The sequence below is a fragment of the Embleya sp. NBC_00888 genome (assembly GCF_045207655.1).
Taxonomy (GTDB): domain Bacteria; phylum Actinomycetota; class Actinomycetes; order Streptomycetales; family Streptomycetaceae; genus Embleya.
In genome coordinates this window covers 72,967-93,813 of the sequence record NZ_CP108786.1, presented here as the reverse complement: position 1 = coordinate 93,813, position 20,847 = coordinate 72,967, and the positions used below count along the sequence as shown (strand labels likewise).

Annotated in this window: 20 protein-coding genes; 11 read left to right on the top strand and 9 right to left on the bottom strand. The window is 71.4% G+C overall.

Translation table 11 applies throughout. The features are described from left to right. Positions 1-527: 527 nt before the first annotated feature. On the bottom strand, positions 528-2,354 hold the full coding sequence (locus OG948_RS59985) for a HEAT repeat domain-containing protein (RefSeq protein ID WP_331733559.1): 1,827 nt from the start codon (positions 2,352-2,354) through the stop codon (positions 528-530). 218 nt (positions 2,355-2,572) lie between these two features. On the opposite strand from OG948_RS59985, the gene OG948_RS59980 reads away from it, so the two are divergent. Then, positions 2,573-3,280 (top strand): SHOCT domain-containing protein, encoded by a 708-nt coding sequence (locus OG948_RS59980; protein ID WP_331733556.1) that lies wholly within the window; start codon positions 2,573-2,575, stop codon positions 3,278-3,280. Positions 3,281-4,021: 741 nt separating this feature from the next. Then, positions 4,022-4,651 (top strand): hypothetical protein, encoded by a 630-nt coding sequence (locus tag OG948_RS59975; protein WP_331733551.1) that lies wholly within the window; start codon positions 4,022-4,024, stop codon positions 4,649-4,651. Between the two features lie 148 nt (positions 4,652-4,799). Here the strand turns inward: OG948_RS59975 and OG948_RS59970 are convergent, their stop codons facing one another. The 5 genes from OG948_RS59970 to OG948_RS59950 all read right to left on the bottom strand — a co-directional run bounded on the left by OG948_RS59970 (position 4,800) and on the right by OG948_RS59950 (position 8,577). Further along, entirely contained in the window at positions 4,800-5,027 is a 228-nt protein-coding gene (locus tag OG948_RS59970) for a hypothetical protein (RefSeq protein WP_331733549.1), read from the bottom strand. A gap of 38 nt (positions 5,028-5,065) precedes the next feature. Continuing rightward, the gene (locus OG948_RS59965; protein ID WP_406300974.1) at positions 5,066-5,317 is read right to left on the bottom strand and encodes a hypothetical protein; all 252 of its coding nucleotides are present in this window, start codon (positions 5,315-5,317) and stop codon (positions 5,066-5,068) included. Positions 5,318-5,322: 5 nt separating this feature from the next. Beyond that, on the bottom strand, positions 5,323-5,550 hold the full coding sequence (locus OG948_RS59960; protein WP_406300973.1) for a hypothetical protein: 228 nt from the start codon (positions 5,548-5,550) through the stop codon (positions 5,323-5,325). 196 nt (positions 5,551-5,746) lie between these two features. Continuing rightward, positions 5,747-7,414, bottom strand: a complete 1,668-nt coding sequence (locus OG948_RS59955) for a hypothetical protein (protein WP_331733542.1) — start codon at positions 7,412-7,414, stop codon at positions 5,747-5,749. Between the two features lie 173 nt (positions 7,415-7,587). Then, a complete protein-coding gene (locus OG948_RS59950) occupies positions 7,588-8,577 on the bottom strand; it encodes a hypothetical protein (protein ID WP_406300972.1) in 990 nt (329 codons plus the stop codon). A gap of 563 nt (positions 8,578-9,140) precedes the next feature. Between OG948_RS59950 and OG948_RS59945 the strand changes: the two genes are divergently transcribed. Both OG948_RS59945 and OG948_RS59940 read left to right on the top strand, forming a co-directional pair. Further along, complete coding sequence (locus OG948_RS59945; RefSeq protein ID WP_331733538.1) at positions 9,141-9,308, top strand: hypothetical protein; 168 nt, start codon at positions 9,141-9,143, stop codon at positions 9,306-9,308. After that, positions 9,305-9,793 carry a hypothetical protein gene (locus tag OG948_RS59940; RefSeq protein WP_331733535.1) on the top strand — a complete coding sequence of 163 codons (489 nt, stop codon included), beginning with the start codon at positions 9,305-9,307 and terminating at the stop codon, positions 9,791-9,793. Before OG948_RS59945 ends, OG948_RS59940 begins: the two co-directional genes overlap by 4 nt. A gap of 43 nt (positions 9,794-9,836) precedes the next feature. Here OG948_RS59940 and OG948_RS59935 read toward each other — a convergent pair whose 3' ends face one another. Beyond that, the gene (locus OG948_RS59935) at positions 9,837-10,856 is read right to left on the bottom strand and encodes a hypothetical protein (RefSeq protein ID WP_331733532.1); all 1,020 of its coding nucleotides are present in this window, start codon (positions 10,854-10,856) and stop codon (positions 9,837-9,839) included. Positions 10,857-11,090: 234 nt separating this feature from the next. Continuing rightward, entirely contained in the window at positions 11,091-11,525 is a 435-nt protein-coding gene (locus tag OG948_RS59930) for a ParB N-terminal domain-containing protein (RefSeq protein ID WP_406300971.1), read from the bottom strand. A gap of 664 nt (positions 11,526-12,189) precedes the next feature. Here OG948_RS59930 and OG948_RS59925 point away from each other — a divergent pair. The 4 genes from OG948_RS59925 to OG948_RS59910 all read left to right on the top strand — a co-directional run bounded on the left by OG948_RS59925 (position 12,190) and on the right by OG948_RS59910 (position 15,917). Next, positions 12,190-13,230, top strand: a complete 1,041-nt coding sequence (locus OG948_RS59925; RefSeq protein WP_331733526.1) for a hypothetical protein — start codon at positions 12,190-12,192, stop codon at positions 13,228-13,230. A 62-nt stretch (positions 13,231-13,292) separates the two neighbouring features. Continuing rightward, complete coding sequence (locus tag OG948_RS59920; protein WP_331733524.1) at positions 13,293-13,577, top strand: hypothetical protein; 285 nt, start codon at positions 13,293-13,295, stop codon at positions 13,575-13,577. Then, complete coding sequence (locus OG948_RS59915) at positions 13,574-14,476, top strand: 5'-3' exonuclease H3TH domain-containing protein (RefSeq protein ID WP_331733521.1); 903 nt, start codon at positions 13,574-13,576, stop codon at positions 14,474-14,476. Before OG948_RS59920 ends, OG948_RS59915 begins: the two co-directional genes overlap by 4 nt. Positions 14,477-15,284: 808 nt before the next feature. Next, positions 15,285-15,917, top strand: a complete 633-nt coding sequence (locus OG948_RS59910) for an HAD family phosphatase (protein WP_331733518.1) — start codon at positions 15,285-15,287, stop codon at positions 15,915-15,917. On the opposite strand, the gene OG948_RS59905 is transcribed toward OG948_RS59910, so the two are convergent. Then, positions 15,903-17,195: a helix-turn-helix transcriptional regulator gene (locus OG948_RS59905; protein ID WP_331733516.1), complete on the bottom strand. Its 1,293-nt coding sequence runs from the start codon at positions 17,193-17,195 to the stop codon at positions 15,903-15,905. The two genes, OG948_RS59910 and OG948_RS59905, sit on opposite strands and share 15 nt — an antisense overlap. A gap of 260 nt (positions 17,196-17,455) precedes the next feature. Between OG948_RS59905 and OG948_RS59900 the strand changes: the two genes are divergently transcribed. From OG948_RS59900 to OG948_RS59890, 3 genes are all read left to right on the top strand, one after another. Continuing rightward, entirely contained in the window at positions 17,456-17,641 is a 186-nt protein-coding gene (locus tag OG948_RS59900) for an FxLD family lanthipeptide (RefSeq protein ID WP_331733514.1), read from the top strand. Between the two features lie 79 nt (positions 17,642-17,720). After that, positions 17,721-19,757 carry a lantibiotic dehydratase family protein gene (locus OG948_RS59895; protein ID WP_331733511.1) on the top strand — a complete coding sequence of 679 codons (2,037 nt, stop codon included), beginning with the start codon at positions 17,721-17,723 and terminating at the stop codon, positions 19,755-19,757. Next, positions 19,754-20,827: a lanthionine synthetase C family protein gene (locus OG948_RS59890; RefSeq protein ID WP_331733508.1), complete on the top strand. Its 1,074-nt coding sequence runs from the start codon at positions 19,754-19,756 to the stop codon at positions 20,825-20,827. Before OG948_RS59895 ends, OG948_RS59890 begins: the two co-directional genes overlap by 4 nt. Positions 20,828-20,847 lie beyond the last annotated feature (20 nt).

Genomic DNA, 20,847 nt, shown 5'->3' with positions numbered 1-20,847 from the left:
ACGACCACTAGAACGGAAGGGGAGTGCCGGCGGGCCGACCCGGGCCGTCGGACCCGAATGGGAGGGCAAGGTCTCCGACGGCCGTGCCGTGACGGTAGCGACCCCCACCGACAAAGACCGGGCGGGGCGTCGACCAGGCGATGCCGGGATCGACACGGCGTCTGCCCGACAGGCCCGACCGAGAACGGAAGGCCGGGGTGCGTGACCTGGCAGCCACGGTTGCCGACCGCATCGGCCGCCCGATGACGACAACTTTCGTTGTCATCCGTAAAGGCGCTGGTCAATGCCCCGAACGTGGAGCCAGGATGGGCCCGTTCCGGTACACGACACGAGAAGAATCCGATGGCCGTGCCCCCACCGCTGAATCCCGAGCAGCGCCGGGCAGCGCACGACAGGGCGGCCGCCGTCCGCAGGGAACGAGGCGGTGTCCAAGAGCGCGACCGACTCCTCGAGCGCTTCTGAGGGCCTGGGGCGTGTGTCGTGTTCGCCGACATCGCGCACACGTCGCAGGCTGTCGTTCATGCCGTTCACGTGAGCATCCGTGTTGCCGCGGACCGGAGTCGGGTGTCCAGGGGCAGGTCGGTGCTCGGCGCGAACGGGTCGTCGGAGGACACCGCGCGGCGGTCGGTGGTCGACCAGCGCAGGAGGTGCGGCCGCAGGTGGGGTGGGTAGGGCGGACCGATCGACAGGAGCGTTTCGAGCGCAAGCACAGGCGCGGGGAGGGATTCGGCGAGCGCGGTCAGGACCGGCACTGCTTTGGAGCGGTCGCCGGTGATGCGCCAGTGGGCTTCGGCGGCGATCGTCCGTGTCCATTCGTGGCCGTCGGTGAGACGGTCCTCGATCAGAGGCAGCAGCGGTGCGGCCGTCGGGCCCAGGCGACCTGCCTCCTCCAGGTACGGTCCGTCGTCCTTGAGGCGGCGTGCCAGCAGGTCCAGCGCCGGGGCCGGGTCGGCGCCCAGGCGGGCGGCGGCGACCGTTGCGGCGGTGGCGAGTTCGTCGTCGTTGCCGCGGGCGTTGTCGGCGAGCAGGTCGAGCAGTTCGGTGTCGCGGATGCCCCAGTCGCCGAATCGTCGTACGAGCGTCACGGTGGGGCGTCGACGCAGCAGGTCTTTGAGGTCCCGCAGGAGGGTGCGGGCGGCGTGGGATGTCAGCGTGGCGAGGAGTTCGTCGGGACACGCATGGCGGTGGCGCAGCGCGAGCCGTTGGTGGTCGAGGTCGTGGGTGCGGGCGGCGAGCGCGACCAGCGGCCTGGGCTGGGGGTCGGGGACGGCGGTGAGCAGGCGTTCGTCGCCGAGGAGGCCGAGTGCCAGTTGGGCGAGCTCGGCCGTGGTGGTGCCGGCGAGCGCGTGCGGCATGAGGTTGTCCCCGAGCGAGGGGTCGGGGTGGGTGGCGCCGGGAGCCCAGCGGATGACGGCGACGAGCAGTTCGGACAGGTCCCAGGGTGTCGTCGGGTGGGGGAGGGCGGCGGCGAGGAGGGCGAGGGTGTCGTGCTCGCGGTCGCGCCAGTGGGTGGAGAGTTCGTGGGCGCGGCGTGCACCGCGCCCTTCGGCGTTGCCCTGTGCGATCCAGGCGCGGGCCACCGTCGCGGTGGCGTCCGGGTCGTGGGCCAGGACGGCGGCGACGCGGGAGTCGGTGTCGCCGATCCCGGGAAAGAACTCGAGCCGATTGACCGCGAGTTCGCTGTCGCCGCCGGCGTCCGCCAGAACCGCGACCAGGTCCGCCGGGTAGGGGGCTTGTTCCTGTTCCAGGAGGGCCAGGGCGGCGACCGCGCGGACGGCGGCGACCGGGTCCGTGAGGGCGTCGCGGAGGCGCCGTGTGCGGGCCTGTGGGTCGGGGTCGATGCAGGTGAGGACGATCAGGGCTTCCGCGCGTACGGCGGGGACCGGGTCCCTCGCGTACGCCGCGGCCAGTTCGCGCGTCGCCGCCGGCAGGGTCTTGGCGCTCGCGCGGCGGGCGACGCGCACCGCGTGGCGGCGCACCTGCGGGTCGTCGTCACCGAGCAGGTGCAGCAGGCCGCAGACTTCGGCCCCGACCCGCGCGTGCCCCTCTTCCTCGTCACCGGCCCACGGCACGGGACCCTGGCCCCCTGCGCCCGCGAGCAACGCGAGCGCACCCGCTCGTGCGTGAAGGGTGTGCACGGCGGTGTGGGCGAGGAAGGGCACGGCTGCCACGGTCGCCGGATACACCGATCCCTGGTGCAACACATGGTTGAACAACGCGCCCAGGGCCTTGTCGACGCGATCCCCATCGCCCGAATACAGGGCCCGTATCAGGTCCGGGACGTCGCCGCCGTCCCCGTAGGCGTGGTACAGCGACGGCCAGTCGATCCTGTCGAGTTCCTCGGGTGATCTCACGCCGGCGAACTGTAGCGCCCGGCACCACCATCACACGGTGCTTGCATCACCTCGCCGAGGATCGACCCCGCCCCGCAAATCACCGACCCCGCCGGGCTCGGGCGGTGTACCGGCTTCGTCTCGGTGATCGCGGCGTTCGCCTCGAACAGACGCAGGCGCGGCGACAGGGACGGACACCGATTCGGGCCACGAACGGCGCCGTCCCCAACGGTCAAGTCATGTCGAGTGCCGAGGGATTGGTGCTCCAGGTGCGTACCCTGTGCACATTGCAGGCGACCGGGGGGACGGCAATGGCCACAGACGCGGAACAGGCGAGGGAGGCAGCGCGACTGCGCCGCGAAGAGCTGTTCGTCCGCCAGGTCGGGCCGGACACCGCCGCCCGCGAGGACATCGTGGCGGCGTGGCGGGACTCGGCCACCGGTGACCGCTGCGGCAGGCACCTCAGGAAACTACCCGAGGTACTCCTCGGCCGTGAGCGCGTCCTCGTCGTGGCCGCGGGCTCCCTCGACAAGGACGAGGGCGCCGTCGTCCTGACGAGCCAGCAACTGATGCTCATCAGGCAGGGATGGACCGGCACGACCGCCCTCGCCGTATCACTGGCCGAGGTCCGGACCAGCCACCTCAAGCAGGGAGTCTTCCGGACCTGGTTGACACTGCACACCCACGACGGAGCCGAGGCGGACTTCACCGTTCGCGACGCAGCGGACCGCACGCGATTGGACGAGACGCTGCGCCTGCTCCGGGGAACCCTCGCGGCCCCCGATCCGTCTTCCGTCAACGTGTCCGTGTCGATGGCGGCGGAGCCTGCGGCCGAGCCGCAGGACCTCCTCGACCGGATCGCCAAGCTGGGGGCATTGCACGCGGCGGGCGTGCTCGCGGACGCCGAGTTCGAGCGGAAGAAGCGGCAACTGCTCGATCGACTGTGACAGCGACGGTCCTTGGCCGAGCAGGATCGCAACGTCGCGAACAGATCGTCATGACGGGCTCGTTTCCGTATCGACAACGAGGAAATCCCGATGGCCGTGCCCGTGATCGGTCCCGACGACAGGCGTGCCCCGCTCGCCGCACCCTCAACCACTGCCTCTTCGACCCGGCCCAGGCCGAATGCCACAAACCCCTGCCCGAATCCGAACGCGGCACCGGTCCGGTCATCGGCGCCTGCCACCCGGCACGCTGCCGCAACTCCGCCGTCACCACCGCCCATGCGCCCGTGTGGCTCGCCGAACGCGACGACCTGGCCGCCATGCTCCGCACCAAACGCCTCGCCCCACCGCGGGCGTGACCGCGGTGGATCGGACCGGTTTCAGGGCCTGCACGGCCGCGTGCGTGTGTACCGACAGCACCCCCGTGCGAGGCGCTCCACGCCCGTCCCGCTTCCGGTCGCCGGCCGATCGGGGCATTGCCGCCGCGCCGCACGTAACGACCGCTCCCCATGCGACCGTGAGGACGCCCGCGCGGCTGCCACGCACAGAGCTCCGCATGTCCTCGCCTACGGTTCCGCGACACCGTGATCGACCGTGGCTCTGCCGCGTCCGGCCGAGGAGCAGGGGCGGGATGGATGGAAACGACCCGGTTGTCCTCGGCGAAGATCGCTGCCCGTACGCTTGCCCGGCCGCCTGCCACCGCCAGCGGTCACCGTCTGCGGACTCGGAGCCGGCAACACCGTGATGGAACGTCGCAAGGTCTTGTTCACCAGCATCGAGGCCCTCACCGGGGACGGTGAGCGCGATGCGCTTGCCGCGGCCCTGCTCACGGCGGAAACCCGGGAAGGCGAGCGGCTGGGATGGGACCGCCAGCCGACGCTGTGGGCTCTTCACCTCCCGGCCATGGACATCGGCGTGATCGAGTTGCGCGTGGTCCCCTCCCGGCGGTGGCGAGGCAGCGAGGACCGGAATCCGGCCGACGTCCTGGCGGGATGGGGCCTGCGGCAGCCCGTGCCCGAGAGCGCCCCCGCGCGGCGCGTCGCGGACGCTCCGGACGGGTTTGCCGGCATCGCCTTCATGTACGAGGCATGGTCGGTACCGGACGCGGCGCTCGACGAGGCGATGGAGCAGTCACGGGCCGCCGGAGAACGGCTGTTCCACGAGCGTGACGACCGGATCGAAGTACGCCAGATCGTGGCGGTGGACATCAACGGCAACGGCTACCTGGTCGTCCGCCGCCGTGGAGCCGGGCCTGTCCTCAAGGTCACCGACGCGCTCGAACCCCACCATCGGATCGAACTCTCCGGCGACCTGATCGACCCCCTGCACCGCCTGGTCGATGCCGTCCGTGTCGGGGCCGTCCACCTGGGCTGACCCACACCTGTCCCCGATCCCACCTGCGCCCGGCCCACGTCGACAGGGCCCGCACGTCGTGAGCTCCGCAGGCCGGGCATGGTCGCCACCATCGCTCCGAGAGGCAGGTCGGGAGCGCGTGATCCGGATCGCTGCGACAGATCACCCGTCAGAGCGCGCGGTACGCGGCCCACGCGCGGGCGGTCTCCGCCAACGCGCGGGACCAGGGCGCCGGTCTGCGCCTCGTGATGCCCGCCCAGTACCGGACCTCGGCCCCGGCGAAGTCGGTGAGCATCCGATCGGGCACGCCGCGCCAGCCGGGCAGTCGCGTCGCCCACGCCTGCGCGGGGGCGGGCGACTGTCCGCCCGTGCCGACCAGGCGCACCCCACTTTTCACATCACGGACTTATGCGAACTTTCAGACATACCCTACGTCTAGCCCGCACTTCCGGGGCTGCGGTGGCCGTAGCGGGTCAGGTCGGCGGCGCGTTGGCCGGGGCTGGAGGTCGGCGTAGGGGTGCTGTAGCGCTCCGATGCCGTGGACGAGGATGCGCCGTGGTTGGGCAGGCGTGGGGTGTGGGGTGGGGGCGCGGCGCACGCGGCCGAGCGGTACACCGCGTCCGACCGTGTCCCGACGGGGAGCGCTATGCGGCCCTGCGCACATCGACGCGGCGAGGCGGGTTTCACCGTGGTCACCTTCGCCCGGAGCTCCCGCCGCCGGCCTCGTTCGTCGCGGCCGCCGACTGGGCGCGCGGCGCGAAGTCGGTCTCGGCCGACTTGCCACTCGGGTTCCGCGATGCCGAGGACTGGATCCGGGACGCGGCTGCGGACGTCATCGGCGTGTGCCCGCCGGACCCGCCGTGACCGTGCCCGCCGCGGCCCTTGTGGCCGCCGCTCTTGCCACCGCTGGACTTGTCCATGGCGATCACCTCTACGGCCATCCTCCGACCGCCTGCGCCGCCTCGCATCCGGGCCCGACGACACGCGCCACCCTCTCCCCACCGACCCCACCCGTGTTGTCCGACGTGAACCTGTCGTCGGCGGTGACAGCGCGGAGCCAGCCGAGTTGATGACCGGACGCGGCACGGCTCGCCGTCTACGGTCGGCGCGCCTGGCTCACCTCGTCGTCGGTGTTCTCACGCCGGCGGGTCGTGACCGGGCCGGCGTTGCGGCGTCGATGGTGGCGAGGAGTTCCCCGAGGCTGACGCCGTGGGGGAGCCGGTCGAGGGCGGTGAACAGCGCCGCCCAGCGTTTCGGGTCGTCGCCGCACGTGTCGATCAGAACAGGCGTCGCGGTGTGGGGGGCGGTGCGTCCCAGGACATCGTCTGCCGGCAGTCGCAGCAGCAACTCCGGGGTGCAGTGCCGCGACTTGCCCACGGCGCCTGCGACGGCGTGGTAGGGGTCGTCGTCGCCGGTGTTCTCCAGCCAGGACGCCAGGACGGCGGCCGGGTTCGGATGGGCGTCGAGTTCGTCGTCGGTCAGCAGGCGCACGGTCGTGTCGTCGGTGGCGCGATGGTCGGCCGCGAGTGTGCGCAACCATGCGGGTGCGGTGTCGGTTTCGGCGAGGGCGGCGGTCTCCGCGGGGTGGAGCCGTTCGAGGACGCCGATGACGGCGTCGCGCGGGGTGCGTGGGTTCGCCGCGAGTCGGGCCAGGGCTGCGACCCGTCCGCCCTGGTTCCAGCCGAGTTCTCGACCGGTTCCGCTGTATCGGTCGTCCTGGGCTCGGACGACGATGGTGGGTTGGGGAAGGCGGGCGAGCTGCTCGCACAGCGCGGTCAGCTCGCGGGGTTTGTCGCCGACCACGGCGAGGTCCTGCGCGAGCCGCTGGACGCCGTGGTCGGACAGGTTGCGCGCACTCGCCAGTCGGCCTCGGCGCATGCACTCGGTCGCGGCGGCGTGTACCTGCTCGGCGGCGATTTCCAGGACGCGGGGATGCCGGCGGGCGCGGTCGGCGATCTCGCTCAGGCGCTCTCGTTGGGTCACCGAGGGCTTGGGCAGGTCGGCGAGTTCGGGGCAGGTCAGCGCGGGCAGGCAGGCCGTGAGCAGGTCGTCGTCGAGGGCCTCGGTGGCGGCGTGGGTCAGGAGCAGGTGCCGGACCGCGCCTTTCAGATGTGGGTGTTCGACCAGGTCGGCCCAGCGGTGGGGGCAGCGCTCGAGTGCCTGCCAGGCGGGGCCGCCGAACGGGCCGTCGCGCCAGGACATTCCCGGGCCCGTGGACCGGATCCAGTCCATGGGCCATGTCGCGGTCTCGGGCTCGACCAGTGCCCGTGCGCACGGGGCCAGGAGCCGCTCCAGGATCGCGTCCAGCAACGCGTCGGGGATCGCACCCGGGTCGCCGGAGGCATCGCGGCGATGGCGCGTGTCCCAGTACGTGACGACGGCGGCCAGGTCGTGGTCGTCGAGGAAGGTGACGAGATCGGTGGCGGCCCGCACGTGTTCGTCGCGGTCGGCCAACGCCAGAATCAGGGCCGGCCACACCCTGTGGGCGGCGGTGACAGCCGGGAGGTCCTCCGGGCCGAGTAGACCGTTCCGCAGGTGCGACAGGACCTGCTCGCGTCCGGCGGCCCGGATCAACTCCGCGCGCTCGTCCGGCTCCCGCACCCGGGCAAGCAATGCCGGCATGGCCGCCAGCAACGCGTCCTGCCGCCACCGATCGGTGTGTTCAGGGCCGTCGGAGGGTACGGTCAGCGCGCGCACCACGCACGACAGAGCCGCGTCGGGCAGATCCTCACGACACGCCAGTGCACCCCACAATCCGTACGTGCGTGCGTCGACCAACGCCATCCCCCTCTCGTGTGGGCCCTCGACATCCGGACCGCTCGGCCGGAACGTATCCGATACGGGGCGACCCGGGACGAGAATCGGCGAACATCGACCCCCGGGCGCGCTGATGCCTACAATCCGGCCGAAGAACCCGCGATCCCGCCGCGCGCCGGTTCCGGGGGTTGTTGGTGTTGCTACTGGGTGGCGAGCAGGTGCAGTTGTGCGCTGCGTGCGTTGGCCGGGCCGCTCAGGTCGACGACCTTGGCCGGGACCGCGTTCGGGGTGTCCAGGGCGAGTCGGTACAGGGCCGGGGGCCCGGACCCGGCACGGGAGACGAAGTAGGCGGTGCGGCCGTCGGCGGCCAGGACGGCCTCGCTGTTGTCGCGGTCGTTCTCCGGCAGGAGACTCTCGACCCGGGTGACGGATCCGTGGTCGGCTGCGAAGGTGACCCGGACGAGGGCCCGGGCGTTCGCGCACACCAGCACGGTGGGGCCGCTCCAGAATCGCGGCGAGCAGCCGTCCGGTACCCGATCGCTGCCGGGCAGGTTCTTGTCTCCGTAGCGTGAGGGCCCGAGCTTGGGCGTGTCGGTGTCCTCCTGTCCGTTGCGCACCAGGTGCAGGCCCCAGACCTCGTCGAAGACGGCCGCGATCGCGCCACCGGGGGCAATCGCCTCGGCCGAGGCGCTGAGCATCGACCACGACAGGGGAGTCCACACCGTCGACCCCTCCAGCATGAACCCGTTGCCCGCGGAACGGCCGCGTTCCGGCGCCGGGGCCTGCGTCGCGCGCGCGTCGCGGGACCAGATGCGCCGGTCCTGGTCCTGGTACCACAGGAGGTCCGTACCGGACTGGAAGACGGGCGAGGAATGTCGGGGCGCGACACCGAACGCGTCCGGATCGGGCCGCGGACCGACCACCTGCCCGGACTCGAGATCGAGCGCGGTCGCCTGCCGGCCCTGCCCGTTCGCCGCGCGCACGATCCCGGCGAGCAGGGTGAAGTCCTTGTTGAACAACTGCCGCACCTGCTGCTGCGACAGGTCCCGCGGCGACCCGCACACGTACTGCGGTTCGCTGTCGGAGGGGTACGAGACCGGACGCTGCCCGGCGATACGCCCGTCGGCCGTGTACGAGACGATCGCGGCCCCGAACGTGCTCAGCCCTCCCGGCGTGCCATCGCACCACATCACCGTCACGGTTCCCGGCCCGAACAACCCCCCGCGCTCCGGCGCCCGTGCACCGCCCGACGCCGACGCCGGGGCAGGGGAGACGTCCGCAGGTAACCCGGGCAGGCCCGGATTGTTCCCGTCACCACTGCAACCCGCACCCAGCGCAACCGCCAGCATCGCGCCCGCCATGGCCGCGCGACGTCCCCGACGCCTCATGACACCCCCGTGTGGTCGACGCGGCGACCCTACCAATCAAGCCCCGACTACGTGACCGAAGAATCACGTTCCGCTTATGAACCGCCGTGCACGAAAAGGCGATCGGACCCCGGCGCGACCAACGGGCCTACACCACAACGGAGTTCTCGGACGATGGCGGCAACTCTTCTGCGTGGCCCGCCACCGAGGCATCGGGTAAGGCGCCGTTGCTCCGCGTCGGCGCCCGACGTGTCGGCATCTACTGGCGCGCATCCCGGCCAGGGCACCTGCGGCAGGCACGGGAGCGGCCGGATCGACGGGATCGTGGCCGGCTCCGTCACAGCGGACCGTGTCCTTGCCGGCGAACCCCGGCGTAGGGTCGAACGGTGACGAGCACTCACGGGCCCGACGAGGGCGTCGACGCGCGGGCCGAGGCGGGCGAGGCGGCCGCGATCCACCTGATGGCCGAACGGGCCGCCGCCAAACGAGAGTACGACCTCGCGCGTTCCTGGTTGGCGCGGCTGGGGCCGCGTGAGGATCCCGGGAGCTGGTGAGCGTCGCGTCGGATCTGTGGGCCTGGTGCGGCTGGGGAGGCTTCCGGCACAGGTTCGCCGATCCCTTCCACTTCGCGTACGACGAGCAGGGCGACGCGGCGTTCACCGTCGTCTCACCGGACAGCGAGGGGGCGACCGAGGCCCTGCGGCGCGCCGCTGCGGTGTTCGGGCGCGTGATCGGCGACGGATGCGTCCTGTCCTGGGAGGACATCGAGGACGACATCGACCCCGCCCACCCCCACGACGAAGCCACATGGCTGCACAGCGCCAACTACATCTCCGACCCCGAGCCCACCCCCGCGGGGCCCCACGCGTGGGTCGACACCAAGAACTTCCTGCCCGCCCCCATGGGCAAGACCATGCTCCGCCTGCTCACCGACGAACTCGTCGCCGCCCGCATCCCCGCGCACATCGTCTCCGGACACGGCGATCCCGAGGACCTGCCGAAGCGACACACGAACCTGATCCCGCTGTCACCCGGTTGATCACCGAGCCGGTGGCGCCGCACAGCCGGGTCGTTCGGCGGCGTCAGGTTCCCGTGGCGTTGACCAGGTGCGAGCTGCCCAGCCCGCCGTTGACAACCGTGATCGGCGCGTCCGGCGCCTCGGGGACGGACACCAGCACCGACGCGACGTACTCCAGCCGGATCGAGGCGAACGACTTCGTGCGGCCCAACAACGCCACCAGGTCCGGGCCGTCCGCATTCAGCTTCACCACGGGATCGGCCACCGCGGTATCGACGACCTCGTTCAGCACACACGGCACCAACGAACTGCCCGCCGCAGTGCGGAAGACCGGCGCGATTCGATTCTCGCGCGCCGTCACGGTCACGGACCGCCTGATCCGCGCGTCCCGGTCGCCGATGATCTCCTGACGCAGCACCGTGGTGTGGGCGCCGGGCGCGAACCGCCCGTCCTCGGGCGCGGCGCCGGTGTCCGGGACGGACATGTACGCCGCGTACCGCGCGCACGCGGACCGTGCCGGGTCGCCGGGATCCGCGAGCAACGCTCCTCCACCGGCGTCACGCGCCACCGGCTCGAGTTTCGGGAGCGCGTCCCGCGCGGGGTCCGCGCTCGCCGTGGCCGGTGGATCGCCGACGCGTACCCAGGCCGACACGATCGCCTTCCACGGCGCCTGGGGGGACTCCCGGGCGAAGTACATCACCGAGTGGCCCTCCCGACTCCCGGTGTTCGACACGATCACGAACGCGCGGGGGTAGCCGTGGCCGCGAGGGATCCAGAAGGTGGGGTCGTTGTGGGTGAACGGCTTGTACGGCTCGCGGTCCGGACGCAACCCGCGCACGCGGTACGACGCGAGCGAGGTCTCCAAGAGATCGCCCGCCTCGATGCCGGCGATACGGTCGCGGTCCATGTCGGCGTTCGCCGCGTTGTTCTCGCGGTCGTAACTGGCCAGGACCTCACGGGCCTCCGCCTCCGAGACGACCAACGGCGCCTGCCCGGACGGGGAGGCGCTCGGCGCGGCGGTGGGCGCTTGCGAATTGTTCGATCCGCCGCCGAAGGAACAGGCCCCCAGTACCAGAGCCGCCACAGCCGTGAGCCCGCACGCCCGTCCTCGGTTCGTGGACCATCCGCGCATCGTTCCCCCGAACATCCGCCCGACCCTGAGAGTCGCAGCCTGCCACACTCGGCGGACAACCCTCCCGTGATCTGAAAGCGACCGCCGCAACGAGCCGGACCGGCGGCGCCCGACTGCGCCACGGCCGTGGCGCGCGCCGCCGAAACGAGCGGACCTCACTACCGGTCGACCCCTTGAAGAGGTGTCTCAGCGGCTGGGGTCGTGTGAGCGGGGTTGATCCATGTCGGGCGCAGGTCCGTCACAGCAGCCGATGTGCGCGACCCACGCGCTGAGTTGGGATGCCTCTTCCAAATGGGCGGCGTTGAAGCGATGGAAGCCGTCGATCAGGAACAGATAGTCGTCACCGCCTGCCTGCAGGGTGTGGACCAGGACAAGCGGAGGGAGAGACTTCTGTCGGCGGATCTCCAGGCGTAGGCTGTTGATCTTGCGCCAGCTGTCGTCGGCGTCGGGATCGTCGATGAGCTGGGAGCGGTCGATGTGGCGGGTCGCCACCGTCGCGCGATCCCAGCAAGCAAGATCTTCAGTGCTGCGGTAGTTCGCAGCCAAGACGTCCACGACCGTGCCGAAATCCTTGCACGGCCATTTCTCGTGCAGCTCGCTCAATGTCATCCGCGTGGTCACACGGCCAGGCTAGGTGCAGGTCGATGCCTCACACAGTCGAAACGACCGGACGGATTCGGATGAAAGGTCGCTGACCGATTGCTATCCGGGAGCCGCTGGGCAACCCACAACGCCGTACGTCGGTTCGAAACCGCCGCTGGCATCACCCTCGTGGTCACCGCCTACATCGTCCTTGCGGGCTCCGGCCTCGGCGGCGTGGCCGACGTTCTTTCGGCAGATGGGCGTCATCACCCGCTCCGCGCACGACGTGGGGAACGGAGACTGCGGAGCTCCGCTGTACCACGGGCGAGTGCACTTGCCCTCGCTACGGAGTCACCGCCAAGCAGTGGCCGACGCCCAAAGACCACCTCCTGTTCGACGGGCGGTACCGGGAGAACATCCCCCTCGGCCTGGTCCGCCCGACGGGGACCGAGCAATGGGAACGGGTCCTGCACAGGCGCAGAATGATCGAACCGGGGACCGGAAACGATCTCCCCGACAACCTCGTCACCGACCCGGCGACACCACAACCGTCCCCGGCCGCGGCGCTCCCGGAGGCCGGGTTCTGGTGAGCGCGGGGTTCGCGGCGCGCTCAAGGTGGCGTGCCAGGCCGGTCGTTCGGGTGGTGTCGGTGCCCCGTGGTAGGCAAGTGCCTTTCGGCCGGCGACACCCGCAGGAGGCGACCGTGACATCCGAGGAGCTCGTGTTCGATTTCGAGCGAATGCGTGTGCACGGTATCGAGGTGTACGAGGGGACCGGGCTCGATGTGCGCACGGTGGTTGCGGGCTTGTCGAGGGATGTCAGGGACGGGTTCCGTCTCGAGGAGGCGCCGTGGGGCCGGTTCTCCCATGCGTACGGCTCGGGCAAGGACGTGCCCGACCACCTGTTGCGGATGCGTTCCGCCGATGCGGCTGCGGCGCGGGAGGCGTCTTTGTTGCTGGGAAACTCCATCTGCCATCAGGGCACGACGGAGTCGGTGGCGCCGTTGACCGTGCCGTTCCTGCTGCGGATCGCCGAGGACCCGGCCGCGCACGAGCGGGTGAACGCGCTTGGCCTGGTCACCGCGGTGGCGTGTCGCAACCACTGGGGCGACGGGTCGCGCGCCGCCTTGTTGCGGGTCGCCGACCCGGACGACGAGGTGCACTTCGACGGGGGCGGCTATCCGCAGAACTGGTCGGTGCGGGCGGCGCGGGACGCGATCGCCGCGGACGCGCACATCCCGATTGCCCTTCTGGACGACCCGGACCCGGCTGTGCGGGAGGAGGCGGCGTGCGTCCTGGCCGCCTCGTGGGGCCGGGCGTGGGAGATCTCCGCGGCCCTGCACGAGCGGTTCCGCGTCGAGGAGCACCCACGTCTGCGGGCGGGCCTGGTCCTGGCGATCGCGCAACTGGCGAGGGAACACCGCCACGAGGACGCGGCCGGCTTCACCCGCGCGTGCTGGTCCGACCCCGCACGCCCTGCCGAGGTCAGGGTCGCCGCCGCGCTGGGATGGCTGTGCCTGGTCGACGACCCCGCCCCCGAGGACCTGAACGCCGTCCTGGACGAACTTGTGACGCACGAACTCGGCCGCCTGATGGCCGAGGTGCCCTGGCTGCAGCAGGTCGACCACTACTCCGGCGCCGGACTGACCCTCACCCTGAAGCACATGTTCGACCCCGCCCCACGGCCCACGTTCCCCGGCACCTGGGGGAAGCCCGAGGGGTTCGCCGGCGATCCACCCCGCTGAGACCGCGGCGACACCGCCGCCGACGGCGGCGGTGCGTTTCGCGGGACGACGATCGGCGTGCGTTGCAGCGCAGCGAACTGCCCGCAGGATCCCCTGAAGAAGCCCTCGACCGCGCTGGCAACCTCTACCTCAACGCTCCTGCACCGGGCATCTCCGGGCTGATCCAAGTGCCAGCGGGCCTGGTCGTCCTCGTCGGACCGCCGGCCTCGGGTAAGACCAGCTTCGTTCGGGCGCTGATCGTGCGTCAGCAGATCGACGAGGAAGCCGTGGTATCCAGCGACGAGATCGGCGCGGACCTGGTCGCCTTGGTCAAGGCCCCGGATCGCCGTGCCGAGGGATACCCATGACCGCAGTCACCACCCCACTGTTGCTCGTCGACGGCCACCATCTCCTCTACAACGCCTGGTTCGGCTTCCCCGCCCGCATTACCAGCCGCAAGGGCGCCGACCTCACCGGCGTGTTCGGCACCCTCGCCCTGCTCCGCAAGGCGCACCGCGAACACGCCCCCGGACACGAGGTCTTCGTCGCCTTCGACGGCGAACACGGCAGCGCGGCTCGCGCCGAGACCGACCCCGACTACAAGGCCAACCGCGCCAACGCCGACCACAGCCCCATCGCGTCCCTGCCCTGGGTGAAAACCGCCCTCGACTCGATCGGCGTGCGCTGGATCGAGCACGACACGGCCGAAGGCGACGACACCATCGCCACCCTGACCACCCGAGCCCTCACCGAGACACGGTCGGTGCGGATCATGTCCGGCGACCGCGACCTCCTGCAACTCCTGACCGACCCCGCCGTCAGCGTCCTCAACCGCGGGGCCCCACCGGACCGACGCGTCCAGACCCGGCCCGACGTCCACACCCGCTTCGGCGTCCACCCCGAGCAGTGGCCGTGCTTTCGAGCCCTCACGGGCGATCCGGCCGACAACATCCCCGGCATCCGCGGGGTCGGAGCCCTCACCGCCGCGCGACTCCTGCCCGGCGGCCTCACCCTCGACGGACTCCTGGCCTCCGACCGCCTGGTGGGCGCCGTCGGCGCGCGCATCGCCGCCCACGCCGAAGACCTGCGCCGATGGCGCGACCTGATCCGCCTCGACCACAACGTCGAACTTCCCGACGACCTGACCACAGGGCACCCCACACCACACCTCGCACCCGCCGCCGCGATCCTGGACGACCTCGCACTGTGGGACACCGCAACACTGAACACGCCGTCGCCCACCGCGAAGGACCGGATCGCATGCTGAGCCCGGCCGAAGGCGGTGGAACGGATGAACGAGATCCGGGTCAACCACAAGCACCATGGCTCGATCCCTTCACAGACAGACATCGAGCAGGTCCGCGCCGACGTCGGGACCAGCGCGCGACCACGCTCGTCTTCGACGCCGACTTCTTTGCCGTCGACATGGCGGACCTGGTGACTCGTCCCAAGACCTCCGCGCTCCTGGCGCGGGCAGGAGCGCGTCGAAGCCGGCGGGGTGGTGGAGGCGTTCGTGGACCTCGCATGTCTTCGACGAGATGGTGAGCTATTGCGGGCGCCGCTACCACGACATGTTCGAGATCCCCGGCCCGCTTCGCTTGGGTCCGACCGTCCGACCGATCGAACGGAGACGGCCCCGCACGGCAATCGAACGGAGACGGCCCGGCACCGCGGCGGAGGAGCACCGATACCCGCACCATCCCGCATCGCGCGATCGGGCCGACACAACGTGATCGTGTAAGTTCGACGCCGCGTGCGCGAACCGCGACTGCGCGGTCTATGTGGCGCCCCGCGCGGGCGTCGTCGCCCGCATCGGCACGGGCACCGGAGGCGGCGCGTGGGTGACCCGGTGCAGCGCGTGTGCGCCTGACGAGGCGGGGAGTCGTCTCCTCCCTCCGGACCGAAACGGATTCGGAAGGTCCGGTCCCTGGCACCTGACGGCACGGCGGTTCCTGCCGTCGCCGGGTACGCGGCTCCACAGGACGATGTACCGCCTCCGTCGGGTGCGTTCGGCATGAACGTCGCCCGACGGGCGCGGTCTGCCCCTGCGTCTGTCAGGGCTCTAGGATTGCGTAATGGCGATGTCCCCTGGGCCCCGATACAGCGGTGTGGTCTTCGACTTCTTCGGGGTCTTGACCTGGAACATGGTCGAGGTGATCTCGGCCTTCGAGGATCGGGAGAAGGTCGCGCGGGGAACCTTCCTCCGCGGGTGGGCCGATCCGCGAGGGCAGGAGCTGTTCCGACGGTTGGAGCTGGGCCTGATCACTCAGACCGAGTGGAACGAAGGCTACGGGGCTCTGATCGGTGTTGTTCCCCACGACCTGATGGCCCGATACCTCCATGACGCGTTCCCGGCGCACGAGGTGCTCAAGGTCGCTCGGCAGGCGCGGTCCGCGGGGATCAAAACAGCGGTGTTGTCGAACAGTCTCGGGCGGGAACCGTACGATCCCTACGCGGGGTTCGACCTGCGCGGCACCTTCGACGAGGTCGTGTTGTCGGCGGAGCACGGGATACGCAAGCCCGATCCCGCCGCCTTCCGCCTGGTACTCGACAAACTCGGCGTGTCGGCCGAGCGGTGTGTGTTCGTCGACGACGGCGAGGACAACCTTGCCGCCGCGCACCGTCTGGGCATGACGCCGCTGCTCGCACTCGACGAGCGCGTCGCCGCCCGTCGTCTGCGCGACATGCTCGGCCTACCCGACCTGTAGGAAATCGCGCACACCCGCGTGGGAGAGGTGCGCCGCCAGCTTCGCGCGAAGCCCCGTCAGTTCGGTGGCCGAACGGGCGGAATCCACCGACCCGAGACATCGGGCGGCGTGGCGCGCTGTGGCGACCGCGGCATCCAGGTCGTGCAGGGCCAGATGTGCTTCGGCGGCCCGGGCGAGGTAGATCGCGTGGCTTCGCGGATACTCGTCGTCGCCGGGGTAGGACGCCTGCATGGCCGCCTCGAAGTACCGTATCGCCCGGGCCGGTTCGCCCAGCTGCAAGGCGGCCGAGCCGGCGATCATCTCGACCTCGCCGTAGTCCACCCAGTACAGGGTCCTCGGGTCGTCGTCGTGTCTTCCCCGGTCCAAGGCCGCGCGGGCGACGTCGAGTTGGCGTGCGCATTCCTTCTTTGCGCCGGTCTTGGACAGGGCGCGGGCGGTGCGTGCGGCCAGCATGGCGTGCATGCGCGGAGTGGCCTTGTGCTTCACCTGCTCGTGTGCCGTCTCCAGGAGCGATATCGCCCTCTGCGCCTGTCCGGGGGCGGAGTAGCACTGGATCGCGGCGAAGGAGAGTGCGTAGGCGCCGCCGATCGGATCCCGGGCCTCGGCCGAGGCCCGGAGGGAGGCGTCGAAGTAGCGCTGGGCGATGCCGAGACGGCCCTGGTCGAACGCGGCCCACGCCACCTGCCTGGCCGCTTCGGATGCCGTCGAGTGCAGCCGGTCCACGGTCGGCCCGTCGTAGCGGCCTGACTTGATAAGCCCGACGATCAAGGACAGCTCCCCGCGGGCCAGCCGGTACACCTCACCGCTGCCGAGTTCGTCGTCGAGGTGCATGAGGTGGTCGAGCCGCTCGTTCACGTGAGCCAACACCGCCGGGCCGCCGGGAAGAGGCGCGCGCGTGCGGGTCGTCCGCAGCCGTTCCACGGCCTCGGACCAGCCGCGTGCCGAGGCGGAGAGCGCCACTCCTACCGTGAGGAAGCTCCTGCGGTCCACATCACTCCCGTCTGAGAGTCTCGCGAGCACCGTCAGGGCCCCCGCCCGGTTCCACGGCGTGTTCCCGGCCGTCGCCGAGCCGGTGGCCTCCAGTCTCCTCGTGAACACGCCCCCGGTGCGCAGGACCCGGTCGTACGCGGTGGCGACACCGAGGGTCACCGACCGGTTCCCGTTCTCGACGCTGCGCAGGTATGCCTGGTGGAACCCCGCCTCAAGGGTGAACCTCGCCCAGGTCATCGCGGATGCTCTGCGCGCCTCCCGTAGATCGTGCCGGATCTGGTCGGGCATCGCAGACGCCCTCCTCGGTTTGGGATCGGTGCCGGCTCGGCCCACCTCATTGTTCTCCGCCCGATCCCGGTGTGTGCTCGGTTCGGGACACAACGCAACGGTCCTCGCCCCGCCTCGAGGGAGCGGGCGAGGTGTGGACCCCGAGCTTCGTTGCCGACGCCCGCGGACCGCGCCCGGCGGCACCAGGCCGCGCGTTTGCACCAGAGCACCGGCCGCGTATCCGGACCGGTTCCTCCGAAAACGGATCAGGAGCACAGACGATGCAGACTCCGACCATCGGGCAGAGCCCCGAGCCGCAGGACACCGTCGACACCGATACCGGGTTCGACCCCTTCCGGCTCGACATCACGCTCATCGAGAACACGCCGGCGACCGAGACGGTGCTGACGTGCACCACCGGCGACAACTGCGGGAGTTCCTGCCCGAGCGCCTGCACCACCTCATAGCCCGGATCGTTCGGGCTCGCGGGCCGGACGGAGCCGTCCGCCCGGCCCGCGGCCCTTCGTCAGGAACGGAGTGTGGGTGATGACGCGCTCACGACACAGCCTGTACCGGAGCGCCGGTGAAGGGATGCTGCGCGCCGCGGTGAACCTCGCCGGGCCGCAGATGCCCACCTGGCCGAGCCCCGGCGCGCCGTTCGAGCACTGGCGGTCCTGGTTGGGCGCGGTCTGGGCCGACGACGCCTTTCGCCGGGCGGTGTCCGCGGCCAGCCCGGATCTGGACCGCTGTGTCGGGGAGATCCTCGGCGGACGATCGACGAAGGCACGCCGCGCACGCCGGGCCGCACTGGCCACCGCCCGGTACGCGATCAGGTACACGCAGCGCTCCACACCGTTCGGCCTGTTCGCGGGTGTCGCGCCGATCGAGTTCGGCGGCGCGGCACAAGCACGGTTCGGGGACCGACACCGGGTTGTCGCCCGGCCGGACCCGGTGGCGCTGGACGCGGCGATCGCCGAGTGGGAGAGGGACGCCGAGCGGATGGCGGACGTCGAGGTCTGCGTCAACACCCTGGCCCGTCGGCGGAGAGGGCGCCTGTTCGTTCCCTCCGAGGGCCCCTCGGAGTTCTCGCTCGCGTTGACGCCCGCAGTCGCGCTGGTGCTGGAGGCGGCCCGGTCGCCGATTCGGTACTCGGCCCTGGCGGACAAGGTCGCCGCCGAGTTCCCCGACGCGGACGAACACGGCCGGAAGCGGCTGCTGACGCAACTCCTTCGCGTGCGGCTGTTGCGCTCGTCGCTGCGTGCGCCCGCCACCGTCGTCGACACGGCCGACCCGTTGCCCCGCGAACTGCGCGAGAGGGCCCGCACCGACACTGCGGCTCCGGATCTGCAATTGGACGCCTTCGTGCGACTGCCGCGAGCGGTCGAGGTGGAGGCCGAGACGGCCGCGACCGTTCTGGCCAGGCTCGCCACACACCCGTCGGGAACCCGGGCGTGGAGCCGCTACGCCGAGCGGTTCGCCGACCGCTTCGGGGAGGGCGTCGAGGTGCCGCTGTTACAGGCGACGGACTCCGACACGGGCCTGGGCTTCCCCGAGGGGTTCGGTCACGTCTTCGAACCGCCTCGCCCGATGACCCGCCGGGACCGCCTGCTCCTGGAACTGGCCGGCACCGCCGCCGTCGAGGGCCGCGGGTCGGTGGTGTTGTCCGGCGCGATGATCGAGCGGCTGGAGGCCGCGGGCGGCAGGCCCACGTGCCGCGCGCCCCACCTCGAACTGTGTGTGCAGGTCCAGGCGGCATCGACCCGCGTGCTGGACCAGGGGGGCTTTCGCCTGCGGGTGGCCACCGTTTCGCGCGCGGCCGGGTCGATGACGGGCCGCTTCCGGCACCTGTTCCCGCAGACCGCCTCGACCCACGCCGATCTGCCCACGGTCGAACCCGGAGCGCAGAACGCCCAGTTGTCCTTCCACGCCGGCCGCGTCCGGGCCGACCTGCTCACACGCACCCCACAGGTACTGCCACGGCTGATCAGCGTCGGGGAGTTCCGGCACGCAGGCAAGGACGTGCTCTTCCCGGCCGATCTGATCGTCGGCCTTCGCGAGGGACGCCTGTACCTGGCCGAGGCCGCCACGGGCACGCGTCTGGAGCTTCTCGCGCCGACCGCGATCAACTTCCTGTGGAACAACAACACCCCACCGCTGGCCCGCTTCCTCGCCGAGATCGCCCGCGCCGGGGCCCCGCAGGTGACGGGGTTCGACTGGGGCGCGGCCTGGACCCTTCCGTTCACCCCCGCCCTGCACCACCGGCGCTCGATCCTGGTGGCCGCCCGCTGGAAGGTACCGGCCACGGCATTGCCCGGGCCCGCAGCGACGTTCGACGGATGGGCGGGGCAACTGCATGCCTGGAAGAGCAGGTTCCGCGTGCCGGACCGCGTGCTCCTGGCCGAGGACGACCAACACCTGCCGCTCGACCTGCGCCGGGACATGGACCTGGACCTGTTGCGCACGCACCTGGCCGCCGCCCCGACCGGGGTCGCGGTCCTGCACGAGGCGCCGCCGCCGGACGCCGACGGCTGGATCGGCGGCCGTGCCCACAGCATCGTCATCCCGCTGCGGGCACGCCCGTGAAGGCGACCGCCGGCTCGCCCGGGACGCAGGACCTGTCCGAGGGCCCCTTGGGGGTGGCGCTGCTGCACGTCGAACGTGGCCACCTCGCCCGCGCGCGAAGCAGCCTGGAAGAGGCGGTCGCGGGCGGTGTCAGCGCCGGAGGCAACGCGTCGCTGTTCCACGGCGCACCGGCGTTGGAGTTCGTTCTCGGCCGGGCCGGGCGCACCGACCGCGACGTACAGCGCGCCGTCGACCGCATCGTGGCCACCCGGCTGGCGGCGGCCCACCGCCGGCAGGCTTGCGGAGGGCTGCCACGCCTCGCGGAGTTCGACCTCGTCCGGGGCCTGAGCGGACTGGGCGCGCTGCTGCTTGCCCGCGACGACACCCCGCCTCTCCTGGCGGAGGTGCTGGCATACCTGGTGTCCCTGTCCCGGCCGATCCTCGTCGAGGGCCGGGCCTTGCCGGGCTGGTGGTCGCAGACCGGACCCGCCGGCGAGGCGATGGACGGCGGACACGGCAACAACGGTGTCGCACACGGCATCGCAGGCCCCCTGGCGGTACTGGCCCTCGCCGCCCGACACGGCATCCATGTTCCCGGACACAACGACGCCATCGCCGTGTTCGCGCGTTGGCTGGACAGACACGGCCACCGCTACTGGACGACACGCGACCGGTTGTCCGCAGACGAGCCGCCCCCGGCGGCGGCCGCACGCCCGTCCTGGTGCTACGGCGAACCCGGCATCGCCCTGGCCCTGCAGTCGGCCGCCATCGCCCTGGGCGACCCGGCCCGTGCACGCGCGGCGGAGGACACCTTCATGAGCGCGTTGACCGACCCGGACCGTCTGGCACGGGTCACCGACGCCTCGCTGTGCCACGGCTGGGCCGGTCTGCTGACCGCCACCCGTGCCGTCGCCGACCACAGCCCCACGCCCGCCCGGCTCATCCCGCTGATCGCGGACCTCCGCGAGCGCCTGGCCGCCCACGCGGACCGGTTGACCAAGCCCGGCCTGATGGAAGGCCGAGCCGGCGCACACCTGGCACTCGACGGCACGAACTCCACCGGTTGGGCCCGCGCCCTGCTGATCCCCTGACCCGCCCATTCCCGCCCGGA